This is a genomic window from Chrysosporum bergii ANA360D (genome assembly GCF_029891735.1).
Classification (GTDB): Bacteria; Cyanobacteriota; Cyanobacteriia; order Cyanobacteriales; family Nostocaceae; genus Umezakia; species Umezakia bergii.
Map to the genome: position 1 here is coordinate 42,228 of NZ_JANQDH010000023.1, position 15,567 is coordinate 57,794.

Sequence of the window (15,567 nt, forward strand, 5' to 3'; positions counted from 1 at the left end):
TAAGCTAGAACTGAAATAGGCTGTTACCCATTTTATTCAGCATCTCCGCATCAAATTGTCAGCTAAACGTGATTGTATTATGACCAGTTCCAAAATATCCACTACATCCCTTCACTTGCAAGGAGTTTATCCCTGTCCCGTTTGTCGCGTAGGTCAAATTTATCATATGCCCATGATGGAGACCATGGCTTGTGATTTCTGTCATGAAATTTTTACTGTCAATCTAGAACAACAACAAATCAAGATGCCTTCCCGACAACCTCCTTTGATTTGGCGATGGAATGGCTTAAACTGGACAGAAGCACAGTTAGAAGGGGTAGAATTGGGTTGGGGTTATGGGTTAGCAGCATTTGCTTTTGTGGTGCTACCCACGACATTAATTGGTCTAGTGGCTTATTACTTGCCTCCAGTCTCTAACGATCCCATTACTTGGTTACCCTGTATCTGGACTATACTAACTTTTTTGTTACATTTATCAATTATCCTCTGGATTATAGTGGAAATTTATCAATTTCCAGTTGTGGCTTATTTGAGGGTCATAAATCGCTGGAGACATAGAATAATGGGGCAATAGTCAGTGAAAAGATAAAATTTACCCTCCCCAACCGCCAAACAAATCACAAATACCCCTGTTAATGGGCAATTTTTGGAAAAAGTGGGCTGCATCACTCATACTTAATTTGATTCGGGAAAAAAATATCCTATGAGCGAGATGGAGCGTTATTATAGAGTTTTAGAAATAGAACCTGGAGCAACCCTGGAGGAAGTCAACCAGGCTTATAAAGACTTGGTTTTTATTTGGCATCCTGATCGTATTCCTCAAGACAATCTCCGCCTACAAAAGAAAGCCCAAGAAAAGCTGAAAGCCATTAACGAAGCCCGGGATAAACTGCGATCCTTCGATTGTAAACCCAGAAACACTTATCATTCTCCCCCACAGCCACCAAGAAAACCACCCCAAACCACCTACAACCCACCCCAGCCTAACCAAGATTTGAGCGGTAAAGACTTTAGCGGCTCTAACTTAAGCAACAAAGACTTATCTGGCAGAAACTTGAGTTACGCTAACTTAAGCGGTGCTAATCTGAGTGATACTTTTATGCATAAAGTTATTCTCAGAGGTGCGAATTTATCAGAAGCAAATTTGTTTAGAGCTAACTTACTTTTAGCGGATATGAGAGAAGCAAATTTGCGCTGTAGTAACTTAATTGGTGCAGACCTCAGTGGTGCAGACTTGCGGGGAGCCGATTTGACAGGCGCTAGGATTCGTTCAGGCGATCGCCTCCTGGTAAAATTAATTGGTGCTAACTTGGCTGGTGCAATTATGCCTGATGGTGTCATTCATAGTTAACATAAGTAGCACAGAAGGCAAACCTAAAATCAAGACTATGGCAAACACACTAAATATCAGAATATCTCCCACCCAGTTTTACAGCTGGAAAAAATACCGTTGCGCCTACGAAATACATCAACCCTCTGATTCTATTAACGAAGGCATAGCTTTACTGTTAATTCACCCTATTGGTGTGGGTTTATCTCGGCAATTTTGGCAAAGATTCCGCAGTAAATGGTATGCAGCAGGTTACAAAAATCCCATTTACAATCCTGACTTACTAGGATGTGGTGAAAGTGATATGCCCCGTGTGGCTTATAGTCCTAAAGATTGGGCAGAGCAACTAAGTCACTTTTTAAAAACAGTAGTCAAACAACCTGTTGTGGTGGTAGTGCAAGGGGCTTTATTACCTGTAGCCATAGAGTTGGTGCAAAAAAAACCCAACTTAATTGCAGGACTAATTTTAGCAGGTCCACCGGCTTGGGCAGTAATTACCAAACATTCATCACCATGGGAGCAGAGAATTGCTTGGAACCTGTTTGACTCGGCTTTTGGTAATGCTTTTTATCGCTATGCCCGGACGGAAAAATTTTTGCGTTCTTTCTCAAGTCGCCAACTTTTTGCTTCAGAAAAAGCCGTAGATAGAGAATGGTTAAATATGTTATTGGCGGGGGCAAAAAATCCAGAAAGTCGCCATGCAGTGTTTTCATTTTTGGCGGGGTTTTGGCGACAAGATTATAGTAGTTATCTTGCTTGTATCAATCAGCCAACATTGGTAGTGGTGGGAGAAACAGCATCGAGTATTAGTAAGGAAGGTAAACAAGAAACACCAGATCAACGCCTGGCTGATTATCTGGGCTGTTTACCTCAAGCTAGTCGGATTAAATTACTAGGTCGCAACGTTTTACCCTATGAATCAACTACAGAATTTGTCAAAGCGATCGCCCCATTTATTGCCCAGCTAAAAACCCCAAGTTAAACTTTAAGTTAAACTTTAAGTTTAACTTAACCTCACACCCCAGAAACTGTAATTGTTTGATCAGCAGTAGACTCCACTGACGTATTAGCATCTTCTGCAAATAAAGTTAAGTCGAACCAAAAAGTAGTACCCACCCCAACTTCACTTACCAGATACATTTGACTGCGATGCCTTTCTATGATATTCCTCACAATGGATAAACCCAAACCCGTACCTTCTAAAGTGTGAACCCGGTTTTCCACACGGAAAAAACGGTCAAAAATTGCCTGTTGGTCTTCTGGTGCAATACCAATACCAGTATCAGAAACTTCCACCCGCACCTGAGAGGATTTAATTTGTAAGTTAGAGTTAACATCTTCTAATTGGTAGGCGCGAATTACCACCCGCCCGCCAGAATGAGAGAATTTGAGAGAATTACCTACCAAATTAGCTAATACTTGCAATAATAAATCATAATTTCCCAAAACTAACGGCAAATCCCGGTTTACTTCCTGAATGAGTTCAATACCCTTATCTTTAGCATTAAGTTGATAAGTACGCAGGGTTTGTTCAATAGCCTGTGCTAAATCTACGCCGCCAAAATTGTAACTGCGTCCCGATTCCAGCTTAGACAAATCCAAAACATCGTTAACTAAACGAGTCAGCCTGTCGGTTTCATGGTTGACTGTTTGCAAAAAATCCTGTCTTTGTTCTATACTCAGGTCTTCGCCATACTCATGTAAAGTTTCAATAAAAGATTTGATATTAAATAAAGGTGTTCGTAATTCGTGAGAAACATTACTAATAAATTGGCTTTTTGCCTCATTCAGTTCCACCTCACGAGTAATATCTTGAACAGTAATAGCAATACCTTTAATACTTTCCCGTTGTAAATTGAGTACAGTAGTCAACAGTATGCGAAACGTGCGTTTAGTGGGTTCCTTTAGATGAATACGGAATTCGGCACTTTCACACTCACCGGCGGCCATTTCGTATAAAGGACGGGTAATTTCCATCTGCACCGCCCCGGGTAAGTGATGTAAAACATTACTACCCTCAACCTTGACACCTTCCCAGCCAAAAATTCGCCGCGCTGTAGGGTTAACTAAAATCACCTGCATACTGTTATCAATCAAAACAGCACCATCAGCGATGGTAGAAACTAGTGTTTCCAGTTTGGCTTTTTCTGCGGTTAATTCTTCAATATTTTGTTCTTCATAGCGTTCTAAACGCTCCGCCATTTCATTAAAACTGAGAATCACCTCTCCCAGTTCCCCACCTAGGGGTAAATTAATGCGCTGCTTAAAATTACCAGCTGCAATTTGTTTTACTCCCACCAGTAGTTCTTTAATGGGTTTGGTAATCGTCAAAGCATTAATTACCCCTGCCAAAATCACCATTACCCAAATCGTGATAAAAACAGCAATAGTCACATCACGGGTGAAGTTAGTAGAAATAACCGCAGTTTGGTTAGGATTGATGCCAATGGCCAATACACCTTGGGATTTTTCACCAACAATCAGGGGGATAAATACATCTGTAACCACCCCATCAGGGGTCATGTGTTGCCGTACCATCGGCTTTTCCCGGTCACCGGTGTAATCTTCCGGCAGTTGTATACGTCGTTCAATGGTCAAAGAGTTTTCTACCTCTGGTTCCCAAAAAGGAAGACCAAAAAATATTTTGCCAGTTTGATCGGCGTAGAGCATATAACGCACACTAGAGGTACTGCTGTAGAAGCGTTGGGAAAATTGGGCTACCTCACTGAGATTATGGTCAGCTATCAGGGGGGCAACATTAGCAGCAAGCAGCAGTCCTAAGTCACGACCAAAGCGAGTATCATTCATGCGGGCATCTTGCTGAATTGTATTCACAGCCCAGAAGGTCAACCCACTCATGACCAAAGACACCACCAAAGTAGCAACGGCCAAGAGTTTGGTTTGCAAGGTAAACTCTGACCACCAGTTAGCAATTGCTTCTCGGATTGTTTTTAAAGGAGCCAGCATCTTAAACAAAGTTATTAGTAGTTGTGGTTATTCAATCCCAACCACTAAAAAATTAACAGTTAATTTGATCAATATGTTAATGGAAAGATTGGGGGGCGATTATTTATTTATCTTTTGGTGGTAGCCAGTCTTCATTTCCTGGATTACCTACTATGTGTTGATCATACTATATTCCCAGTCTTTCCAGTCCTTTACTTCAGCACTCGATGACCAATATCTTTTCGGTAATATATCCCTTCAAATTGAATAGATTTGATTCCTCTGTATGCCTGAGCGATCGCCTGTTCAAAGTTTTCTCCTGTACTCGTGATATTTAACACCCTTCCCCCATCTGTAACTATTTGTTGTTGCTGGTTTAATTTCGTACCTGCGTGGAATACAGTCACTCCCGCTGCCTCAGCTTCTTTAATCCCAGTAATCACCTTGCCTTTTTCATATTTACCAGGATAACCACCAGAGGCGGTGACAACAGTGGCTGCTACCCCTTGTTTCCAAGCTATGGGGGGCATTTCTCCTAAACGCTGCTGTACACAAGCTAAAAGCAATTCTTCTAGGGGTGTGTCTAACAGTGGCAAAATCACTTGAGTTTCCGGGTCCCCAAACCGACAGTTAAATTCTAAAACCTTGAAGTCCCCATCAGGTGCAATCATCAAACCCGCATATAGTACCCCCCGGTAATCAATACCTCTGTTTCTTAAACCAGCGATCGCTTTTTCTAGTACCCGGGTTTGAATCCCCGTCATTAAATCCGGTGTAGCAATAGGTGCGGGGGCATAAGCTCCCATCCCGCCTGTATTTTCCCCTATATCTCCCTCCCCAACGCGCTTATGATCTTGAGCAGGTAGTAAAGGGCGAATGGTCAACCCATCAGTTAAGGCTAAAACTGATACTTCTTGCCCAATCAAACATTCTTCAACAACAACAAAATTCCCCGCACTGCCAAATTGTCCTTGAAAAATGGCATCAATAGCACCATTAGCCTGTTCTAAACTAGTGGCAACCATAACACCCTTACCAGCAGCCAAACCGTCAGCTTTGACCACTATGGGTATGCCCTGGGACTTGACATAAGACTTAGCTGCTGTTGCCTCTGTAAATACCGCAGCTTTAGCTGTAGGAATCCCTACCTCTTCCATGAAAGCCTTAGCCCAAGCCTTACTAGCTTCAATCTGCGCCCCAGCTTTCACAGGTCCAAATACCATCAGCCCTTGACTGTGCAGGTGATTTGTAATCCCCATTGCCAGGGGTACTTCTGGCCCCACCACCACCAAACCAATACCATTTTCCAGAGCATATCGGCTCATACCCTCAAAATCATCAATAGCCAAAGGCAAGTTACCACAACGTTCTAAACTAGCCGTCCCTCCATTTCCTGGTACACAGACAACCTCTTCAACTTGTGGAGATTGCAACAATTTCCAGGCCAGGGCGTGTTCCCGCCCTCCATTACCAACAACTAAAACTTTCACTGATTTCCTCTGGGTTCCTTCTCAAGCAAGAATATCCTAGCAGCTTTCACCAAGCAATTTTTTCATCCAATATTACCCTACTACAAGCCGAGGATCACACTCGTTGTTAATGGCATTGAAGGTTATACTAACTGAGCTAGTCTATTTCCAGAGTAACTTTTTTTAGGTATCGGCAAAATATGAATCCAAATTCTCTGTAATTATAATTAATTTTTACCCAGCTTTCTTAGTTCAAATCAATAGATAGGAAACATGGCTAAAACTATTGTTACTGGAGCAGCAGGCTTTATTGGTTCCCACCTGGTGGAAGCATTATTACAACAGGGTCAAGAAGTAATCGGCATTGATAATTTTAACGATTACTACGACCCAATGTTCAAGCACAAAAGTATTGCTCATTTCCAGAATTCACCCCAATTTACTTTAATTACAGCAGATATTCAATTTTTAGATTGGCATAGGCTGCTGAAGGATGTTGAGGTAATTTACCATCAAGCCGCACAAGCTGGGGTCAGAGCTAGTTGGGGTGATTCTTTCCGTAATTATACAGAAAGTAATATTAATGCTACACAAGTTTTGTTAGAAGCTGCCAAGGATGCCCAAAACCTGAAAAGATTAGTATTTGCCTCTACATCAAGTGTATATGGAGATGCAGAAACACTACCCACCGATGAAAAAATCCCGCCCCAGCCTGTTTCTCCTTATGGTATTACTAAACTAGCAGCAGAAGGTTTGTGTGGACTATATCACAAAAACTTTGGTGTCCCTATTGTAGCATTACGTTATTTTAGCGTTTATGGACCAAGACAGCGCCCAGATATGGCTTTTCATAAGTTTTTTAAGTCTATTTTGCAGGATGAGCCAATTTCCATTTACGGAGATGGACAACAAACCCGAGACTTTACCTTTGTTAGTGATGTCATAGCGGCTAATTTAGCTGCTGCCACTATATCACCAGCAGTAGGAGAAATCTTTAATATTGGTGGTGGCAGTAGGGTAGTTTTAGCAGAAGTTTTAGACACCATGGCAAAAATAGTCAACAAACCCATTCTAAAAAAATACATCCCCAAAGCCATGGGAGACGCGCGTCACACTGCTGCTGATGTGTCCAAAGCCCGGCAAATCTTAGCATATCAACCCCAGGTTTCCTTAACAGAAGGCTTAATACAGGAATGGCAATGGGTGAAAGCTTTGTATGAATAAGTGGGCAAGTGGGCGTAAATCAAGTTAACAGTTCGTAGTAGGGACTTCAGTCCCTATTTTTCCCCCCAAGTGTCACACATCAACAACAACTGAGAATATAAATATATGGGTCAGCAAGACGATAAAGCTTTATTTCAGAAAAAAGCCCTAAAAAATGCTCTGGGTCATTTTCAGTTTCCCTCAGATTTGGAGGAACGCCACAAGATTATTCACAAATGGGTAGAGGCTTTAAAAACAGGTACACTTGACCAAATCAGTGAAGTTTCTTTACATGGTGATTTTCTCAAAGACATATTTCAAGATATTTTAGGTTATCGTTCAGTAATTGATGGTAAGGGTAAAGCGTGGGAAATTTACCCAGAAAAACATATTGCTGATGGTGGTGGTTCTGCTGATGCAGCCTTGGGACTGTTTACCGCGACAGAAAATAACAAAGGTAAGGTAAGATTACAAGGGCAGGTGGTTTCACCTATAGAACTAAAAGGAACTAAAAATAATTTAGATCGTGCTGCATCGGGAAGGGAAAAATCAGCCGTTGAGCAGGGATGGAATTATGCTAATTATACACCTAATTGTCAGTGGATAATTATTTCTAATTACCGAGAACTGCGACTTTATCACGTTAACAAAACTCCTGCCTATTATGAGAAGTTTCTGTTAGAAGAATTAGCAGATTTACAAAAATTTAAAACATTTTATTTTCTTCTGTGTCGGACAAACTTTTTACCTGTTAAAGATGTATCGGTAATTGATAGCTTGTTAGCTGCTTCTAATCAAGCACAGGAGGACATTACTAAAAAACTCTATGATGAATATAAGCAACTGAGATTAAATATAGTTAAACATTTTCGTTTTGTCGCCCCATTAAATATTCCCAACCGCGACCAGTTGTTAATTGAAAAAGCACAAAAGAGTTTAGATAGAATTTTATTCATTGCTTTTTGTGAAGATAGAGGACTATTACCACAACAGACAATCAGTAATGCACATGATAGCAAAAATGCTTACAATCCCCGTCCTATTTGGGAAATTTATAAAGATGTTTTTCGATGGGTTGACCAAGGTCATGAAGATCCACCAATTCCGGGTTATAATGGCGGGTTGTTTCAACATGACTCACTCCTAGATGAACAGTTAAATATTCCAGATCCTTTATGTACTCAACTTAAACAACTGACCCGCTTTGATTTTGATTCAGAAGTTTCTGTAGACATATTGGGGCGAATTTTTGAACAGTCAATTACAGATTTAGAAGAATTAAAAGCTGATGTTACTAAACAGGAATTTAACAAAAAACAAGGTAAGCGGAAAAAGTTAGGAGTATTTTACACCCCTGCTTATATAACTCAATATATTGTAGAAGTGGCCATTGGTGGTCATTTACAAAAGCGAGAAAATGAATTAAGACAGCATTTTCAGTTAGAAGAATTAGTTGATACAGTCCACAGGCGAGAAAGAGAAATTGAATTTTGGTTAACCTACCGAGATCAGGTATTACTAAAAACGCGAGTTGTTGATCCTGCTTGTGGTTCAGGTGCGTTTTTAATTGCAGCTTTTGATTATTTAGAAATTCAGTATCAACGAGTTAATGACAATTTACGCTTTTTGGCATACCGTGATTTAGAAAATATTGAATTAGATAAAACCATCCTGATTAATAACTTGTTTGGTGTTGACTTGTCCCCAGAGTCCGTAGAAATCACTAAATTATCTTTGTGGTTAAAAACTGCAACCAAGGGAAAAAGTTTAACTTATTTAGATGATAACATCAAAGTTGGTAATTCTATAATTGCTGATGCACATCTCACAGATTTAGCTTTGAGTTGGGAATGTGAATTTCCCCTAGTGTTTGCTGAAGGTGGTTTTGATGTAGTAATTGGTAATCCTCCTTATATCCGTCAAGAATTATTATCAGAATTTAAACCTTATCTACAATCAAATTATCAAACTTATGATGGAGTTGCTGATATTTACGTTTATTTCTATGAACAAGGGTTAAAATTATTAAAACCAGAAGGACTACTTTCTTACATTGTCACTAATAAATGGTTACGTTCTGGTTATGGTGAGCCGTTGCGGCGGTTCTTTGCTCAGGAAAGTGTGTTTGAACAAATTATAGATTTTGGACACGCGCCAATTTTTCAAGATGCTGACACTTTTCCCTGTATTGTTGCAGCGAGAAAACATAAAATTATTAAAACAGAAAATGAGCATGAATCGGTTTTAGTTTGTTCTGTTCCCCGTGAGGAATTACCAAAAATTAACTTGACTCAATATGTGCAAAATACCGAAAACAGTTATAACATACCTTGGTCACGGTTTACCGCCCATGCTTGGAGTTTAGAACCTCCCGCAGTTGATGAGTTAATGCGGAAAATTCAACAGGTGGGAGTTCCTTTAAAAGATTTTGCGGGTGTTAAACCATGTTATGGAATAAAAACAGGTTTTAATGAAGCTTTTTTAATAGATGAAGCTACTAAGAATAAGTTGGTTACAGCTGATCCTAAATGTGCAGAAATTATTAAGCCTTATTTAAGAGGTCAAGACATTAAAAGGTGGGTTCCTGAATGGGAAAATTTATGGATGATTTTTGCTCATAAAGATATAGATATAGAACAATATCCTGTGATAAAACACCATTTAGAAATATATAGAAATAAGTTAGAAGCTAGGGCAGGTAAACAATTGTGGTGGCAACTGCAAGCATCACCTTCATTTTACCATCTTTTTGAAGAACCTAAAATAATTTATCAGGAAATACAATTTCACCCAGCTTATAGCTATGATACAGAAGCTTATTTTACCAATAATAAGGGTTTTATTTTACCAAAAAGTGATTTATATATTCTTGGACTTCTAAACTCTCCCCTGATGTGGTGGTATAATTGGCGATATTTACCACACATGAAAGATGAGGCTTTAACACCGATGGGTGAATTAATGGAAACTCTACCCATCGCTCCACCAACGGAAGCAATCCGGACAGAAGTAGAAACAATCGTCGCCCGGTTAATTGAAATTACCAAAGTCAACCGAGAGGCGTATAAAGATTTCCTTGACTGGTTGCAAATAGAATATAAGATAGAAAAACTGGGGCAAAAACTAGAAAACTTCGCAGCTTTAGAATTTTCTGAGTTTGTAGAAGAGGTGAGAAAAAGAATGCCAAAATCTAAAACAGTAGACCCTTTAGGTGTTTCCCAGTTTAAAGCACTACGTCAAGCCCATAACCAATATGTACCAGAAATTCAAAGCCAAAAACATGAAGTTTTACAACTAGAATATCGACTGGCTGATTTAATTAACCAAGCCTATCAACTCACACCAGAAGAAGTTAATTTGATGTGGAAAAATGCACCACCTAGAATGCCTATTAAAGTCAATAATTATAGCAGTTTTTGATTTTTCTGGATGATTGAATATTAGATGAATTTTAACTTCTTTCGTTTAATTCTTCTCTCATGCTGAGTGGGAATTGGATGTGTAAGTCTTCTCCGCCAAGTTTTCCCGATATGAGACGAGTTAGAATGCGATCGCGTATTTCAGCAAGATTATTATTTAACAAAACCGCAAATACACGCATAAAAACCCCAGTTGATCAGGGCTAATATACGTGCATATGCGGTTAAAGTTTAAACTATTCTACTTATTAGAGTACAGCTTAATGTACTAACTCCAGGGCCCGCTTAGTCAGAGCTTGTGCAGTCAAACCATTAAACGCCATCAAGTCACCAGCGCTCGCGGTGGTTTCCCCACGCTTCCAGGCGAAGGTATCACGTTTACAGTTACTACGCAACATAATTGGCTCTAACATAGCCGCAGCACCACCAGTTACACCAATTAAAGCATCACCATGGAACAGTTCAGCAAATTTGTCATCATCAATAAAACCGCCATCCGGTTGTGAACAGGTTTGCCAAGCAGTGTCATGAGGACGATATAAACGGCGGGGGTTGATGATGGAAATTATCTTGACACCAATACCTTCAGTTTCTAAAAAAGCAGCAGCTTCAAATACAGGAATTAATGTCATATCGCCAATAACTGCAAATACAACTTGTTTGTCACCCGCAACTTCTTGTAATAATATTGCACCTTCTGCTAACCCTTGGCGCGTTTGTTCTAAAGTAGTGCGAATGGGTAAAGGTGATTTACTAGCTGTAATGACTATTCCTTTATTTTTAGTGTTTAATGCCCAGTCGTAACAAGCTTGAATACTGTTAGCATCAGGGGGAAATAAGGGGAAAACATTACCATTTCGCATTAACGAGGCAAAGTAAGCTTCAATTTCTGGGCGTTGGTGTGTCCAACCGTTGCGCCCTTGCTCTAATGCCCCGGCTGTGAATAATGTAATGGTGGAGGGAGTAAGGCGGCGTAATTCTGCCATTGCTTGGGTGACTGTTTGCCAAATTGGTAAACCGTTGATGGCAAAAGATTCATAAGAACACCATAAACTTCTTGCACCCATTAAAGCTAAACCTGCGGCTAAACCCGCACAAGCATCTTCGCTTAATGGTTCATAAACCTGTCCGTTTGGTGCTTGGTTATATAAATCATCGGTGGTGGGGTGAATAACTTTTAGTGCTTGGTTGATATTACCAATTCCCGATGCTTCGTTACCGTCGGCGTTAGTGACTAGGAAATTACTATCTTGTTTACCTATAATTCCCACTAAGCGCCCCATGGCAGTGGTGGAAACTTTGGGATCGCCCCCTACTGTATATTCTTCTAAGGGTAATGTACCTAAACTTGGTAATGGTAATTCAAATTCTGTAACTACTGTTTTGGCTGCTGGTCCCCCCCCAGCCCGTTCGGCGTTGGTTCTGACTATTTGCCAAGCCTCTATAGGTAAGGCCAGGTTTTGTAATGCACTGACAATGTGGGGAGCATCCAAGGTATCTTTAGGATAAAGGTTATGAGACTTAGAACCCTGGGCGTGAACGCCGGCTCCCTTGAGTTGTTTAATGATAAATACGGTTAGTTTACCACTCAGGGCAGAATGGGCGGCTTTATCCATACCCAAAAGTACAGCTTTAGTGAAAGCTAGACGCTGCTGGAAGGAAAAAGCGGTACTATCAACATAGTCCCCTGGTTGGTTTTGGTCGTCGAATTCCTTGGCATCAATTAAGATAACCTCCTCAAAACCGTTACCCTGCCAGTATGCTTTCATTTCTGCATTGGTTTTGAGAGAAACCATACTATGATGTTCTTGGCTGTAACCGTTCCACACTAGGACAGGTAAGAAGTTGGTGACAGTGGGATAAGCGGTGTTAAAGTGTGCCATGGAACTCATGATATAGGGTTCACCTAGTCCACCATCCCCCAGAGTGAAGGGGAATAATTTATCTTCATGCAGCAGTGCAGCAGCCATGGCAAAGTGTTGGCCTTGCCCTAACGGTCCCGCCGGTGCGAGAATACCAGGGATATAACCAGAAAGGTGTCCTAACAGTCCATGTTTTTCTCGGAAGCGATCGCGCAATTGCTGTACTGTGGTAATTCCCATCTCTTCTAGGGAACGATCCAAAAACATGGCACTATAAAATCCGGGGGCATGGTGTCCTACTTCGGTGATAATATTCTTATGACCCAGCATCACCAAGGCTGCATAAGCTTCCGCTTGACTAGCAAAACCCCCAGGATGTCCAGAAGCCTTACTCGCGGTAATTTGCAGAGTCAGATAGCGCAGAGCATCCGCAGCCAGCAAAGTTTGATATACTGCTGCGGGATCTGTGGGATCTGCGATCGCTTTTTGGCCTAAATCTATTGCTGGTATCTTACCATAATTTTCAAAACTTGGCGGCGCTTCCCCAAAATATTGAATTCCTTGACAAAAATTAGGCAACGCTGAAGATGTTGGTGATGTCATAGTGAGTACCATTAAAAAATGCAAATTGTAGATGTTTGATGAATTTAACCAAAATTTTACATCTTTGAGGTGGTTACAGTTGATTACTTTTTCACAACATGAGCATAAGCAGATTAAATAGTTGTCTGGCTCACCTGATATTGAGGATTTTTTTTAAGTATTATTACGACTACAGTTAATTTACCCCCGTAGGGATTAGCAAAGCTGACAATAACATTCATAGTTTAAATTGGCACATCATGAACTTACCTAACCAATTAACCACCCCCCCATTACTGCAAACTCTGCAATTAATTGCTCAACCTACCAAATTTCTAGAAACTTGTGCTGCCAAATATGGCGATATATTTACAGTGCGGGTATCTGGTTACCCTACGGTTATAAAAATTAAATGCGTAACAACTTATAAGCGAGGATCAGAAAAACTGTAATAACCTGCAATAAATCTATCAACATATACATACCCCACCTCTGCCAATGACCTCTCTGTGTCTTCCGTGTCTTCTGCGGTTCCTTTGCAAATACACCACCACGGCAATAAATATTATTAAGAAAAAATATACTTTTGTATATAAATACAAAGCAAAGCTAATTAAAAAAGCTAATTAAAATATTAACATTAACACAAATATGCTACCATCAGAGCTTATAATCATAAGTATAACTATATTGTCCCAATACAAATATGCAAGAATATGATGTTGTAATTATTGGCGCAGGACATAACGGGCTAGTGTGTGCTGCTTACTTACTCAAAGCTGGCTATAGCGTTTTGTTACTAGAAAAACGCTCAGTTCCAGGCGGTGCAGCCACCACAGAAGAATGTTTACCTCAACAAGCTCCTGGATTTAAATTTAACTTATGCGCCATTGACCACGAATTTATTCACCTCGGGCCAGTTGTTGAAGAACTAGAACTAGAAAAATATGGTTTAGAATACCTACATTGCGACCCAGTAGTTTTTTGTCCCCATCCTGACGGTAAGTATTTTTTAGCTCACAAATCAGTAGAAAAAACTTGTGCAGAAATTGCTCGTTACAATCAACGTGACGCTAAAAAATATGCAGAATTTACACACTACTGGCAAAGAGTAATCAACGCCATGGTTCCCATGTTTAACGCCCCACCAAAATCATTTATAGATATTTTTGGTAACTATAATATTCAAAAATTTAAAGATTTATTTGCTGTTGTTGGTTCCCCCGCCAAAAGCCTAGACTTTGTTCGTACTATGCTCAACAGTGCTGAGGATATTCTGCAAGAATGGTTTGATGAAGAATTTTTAAAAGCCCCACTTTCTAGACTTGCTTCAGAACTCGGTGCGCCCCCCTCACAAAAAAACCTAGCTATTGGTGTAATGATGATGGCCATGCGTCATCATCCCGGTATGACCAGACCTCGTGGCGGTACTGGGGCGTTAGTCCAAGCATTAGTTAAATTAGTCAGCAGCAAAGGAGGGGTAATTTTAACTGACCAACAGGTAGAAAAAGTATTAATTGACGATGGTAAAGCCGTTGCTGTTAGAGTTAGCAGCGGTCAAGAATATCGGGCTAAATATGGGATTATTTCCAACATTGATGCTAAACGTTTGTTTTTACAACTAATAGATGCCAATGAAATTGATCATGCAGATGCTAATTTACGAGCCAGATTAGAGCGCCGCATCATTAATAATAATGAAACCATCCTAAAGATAGACCTAGCCTTAGATGAACCTCTGCATTTTCCCTACCATGACCACAAAGATAATTATCTGATTGGTTCTATATTAATAGCAGATTCAATGGCTCATGTAGAACAGGCTCATAGTAAATGTACTTTAGGAGAAATTCCAGACAGTAACCCGTCCATGTATGCCGTCATGCCCAGCGCCCTTGACCCCACATTAGCACCATCAGGTAAGCATACCTTGTGGATTGAATTTTTTGCTCCTTATCAAATAGCAGGTGCAGAAGGTACTGGTTTAAACGGTACTGGTTGGACAGATAAACTAAAAAACCAAGTTGCAGACAAAGTAATTGATAAATTAGCTAACTATGCACCAAACGTCAAAACAGCAACCATTGCCCGGCGTGTGGAAAGTCCAGCCGAATTAGGCGAAAGGTTAGGTGCTTATAAAGGTAATTATTACCATATTGATATGACATTAGATCAGATGGTGTTTTTCCGTCCTTTGCCAGAACTAGCTAACTATAAAACACCAATTGATAATCTATTCTTAACTGGTGCTGGCACTCATCCAGGGGGGTCAATTTCAGGAATGCCAGGACGTAATTGTGCTAGAGTATTTTTACAAGCAAAACATCCCATAGCTCAAAGTTTCAGGGATGCGAGAGATTCATTTACATCAACTTTAAGTTCAGTGTTCGGAATTAGTTAAACACTCCCCAACCGTAGCGGGCAAGACTTGTACTGAGCCTAGCCATAGTATGCCCGCACTACATATGTTACAATAACTTAGGGGTTAGTAGCTAGTTAGTGTTTGATCAGAGATTTAAACGCTGGGATGAATTTAAAACAAGAAGCGGTCATCTTCTAACCCATGCCTCCTCCCATACCTCCTCCCATACCACCGAAGCCGCCACCGAAGCCGCCACCGAAGCTATCACCAGAGGAGTCACCACCACCAAAGCCACCGCCGCCAAAGCTAGGCATACCACCACTTGAGGAGTCACCACTGCCAAAGCCACCGCCGCCAAAGCTAGGCATACCCCCACTTGAGGAGTCACCACTGC

The 15,567-nt window shown here is 40.5% G+C and carries 12 protein-coding genes; 7 read left to right on the top strand and 5 right to left on the bottom strand.

The window, feature by feature from the left end:
- Positions 1–79 precede the first annotated feature (79 nt).
- From NWP17_RS03540 to NWP17_RS03550, 3 genes are all read left to right on the top strand, one after another.
- A complete protein-coding gene (locus NWP17_RS03540) occupies positions 80–574 on the top strand; it encodes a hypothetical protein (protein WP_280653531.1) in 495 nt (164 codons plus the stop codon).
- 129 nt (positions 575–703) lie between these two features.
- A complete protein-coding gene (locus tag NWP17_RS03545) occupies positions 704–1,351 on the top strand; it encodes a pentapeptide repeat-containing protein (RefSeq protein WP_280653532.1) in 648 nt (215 codons plus the stop codon).
- Between the two features lie 37 nt (positions 1,352–1,388).
- Complete coding sequence (locus tag NWP17_RS03550; protein WP_280653533.1) at positions 1,389–2,312, top strand: alpha/beta fold hydrolase; 924 nt, start codon at positions 1,389–1,391, stop codon at positions 2,310–2,312.
- Positions 2,313–2,344: 32 nt separating this feature from the next.
- Here NWP17_RS03550 and nblS read toward each other — a convergent pair whose 3' ends face one another.
- Both nblS and purD read right to left on the bottom strand, forming a co-directional pair.
- The gene (nblS, locus tag NWP17_RS03555) at positions 2,345–4,297 is read right to left on the bottom strand and encodes a two-component system sensor histidine kinase NblS (RefSeq protein WP_280653534.1); all 1,953 of its coding nucleotides are present in this window, start codon (positions 4,295–4,297) and stop codon (positions 2,345–2,347) included.
- Between the two features lie 191 nt (positions 4,298–4,488).
- On the bottom strand, positions 4,489–5,766 hold the full coding sequence (purD, locus tag NWP17_RS03560) for a phosphoribosylamine--glycine ligase (RefSeq protein WP_280653535.1): 1,278 nt from the start codon (positions 5,764–5,766) through the stop codon (positions 4,489–4,491).
- 252 nt (positions 5,767–6,018) lie between these two features.
- Here purD and NWP17_RS03565 point away from each other — a divergent pair, with 252 nt between their 5' ends.
- Together NWP17_RS03565 and NWP17_RS03570 are read left to right on the top strand one after the other, a co-directional pair.
- Positions 6,019–6,969, top strand: coding sequence for an NAD-dependent epimerase/dehydratase family protein (locus NWP17_RS03565; protein ID WP_280653536.1), 951 nt, complete (start codon positions 6,019–6,021; stop codon positions 6,967–6,969).
- Positions 6,970–7,074: 105 nt separating this feature from the next.
- The gene (locus NWP17_RS03570) at positions 7,075–10,368 is read left to right on the top strand and encodes an Eco57I restriction-modification methylase domain-containing protein (protein ID WP_280653537.1); all 3,294 of its coding nucleotides are present in this window, start codon (positions 7,075–7,077) and stop codon (positions 10,366–10,368) included.
- 31 nt (positions 10,369–10,399) lie between these two features.
- Here NWP17_RS03570 and NWP17_RS03575 read toward each other — a convergent pair whose 3' ends face one another.
- Both NWP17_RS03575 and NWP17_RS03580 read right to left on the bottom strand, forming a co-directional pair.
- A complete protein-coding gene (locus NWP17_RS03575; protein WP_280653538.1) occupies positions 10,400–10,549 on the bottom strand; it encodes a hypothetical protein in 150 nt (49 codons plus the stop codon).
- Between the two features lie 78 nt (positions 10,550–10,627).
- Positions 10,628–12,832: a phosphoketolase family protein gene (locus NWP17_RS03580; RefSeq protein ID WP_425332637.1), complete on the bottom strand. Its 2,205-nt coding sequence runs from the start codon at positions 12,830–12,832 to the stop codon at positions 10,628–10,630.
- A 239-nt stretch (positions 12,833–13,071) separates the two neighbouring features.
- Here NWP17_RS03580 and NWP17_RS03585 point away from each other — a divergent pair, with 239 nt between their 5' ends.
- Positions 13,072–13,263, top strand: coding sequence for a hypothetical protein (locus NWP17_RS03585; RefSeq protein WP_280653540.1), 192 nt, complete (start codon positions 13,072–13,074; stop codon positions 13,261–13,263).
- 254 nt (positions 13,264–13,517) lie between these two features.
- Complete coding sequence (gene crtO, locus NWP17_RS03590; RefSeq protein ID WP_280653541.1) at positions 13,518–15,212, top strand: beta-carotene ketolase CrtO; 1,695 nt, start codon at positions 13,518–13,520, stop codon at positions 15,210–15,212.
- A gap of 155 nt (positions 15,213–15,367) precedes the next feature.
- Here crtO and NWP17_RS03595 read toward each other — a convergent pair.
- Positions 15,368–15,567: hypothetical protein (locus NWP17_RS03595; protein ID WP_280653542.1), on the bottom strand; the 200-nt coding region annotated here is incomplete at its 5' end.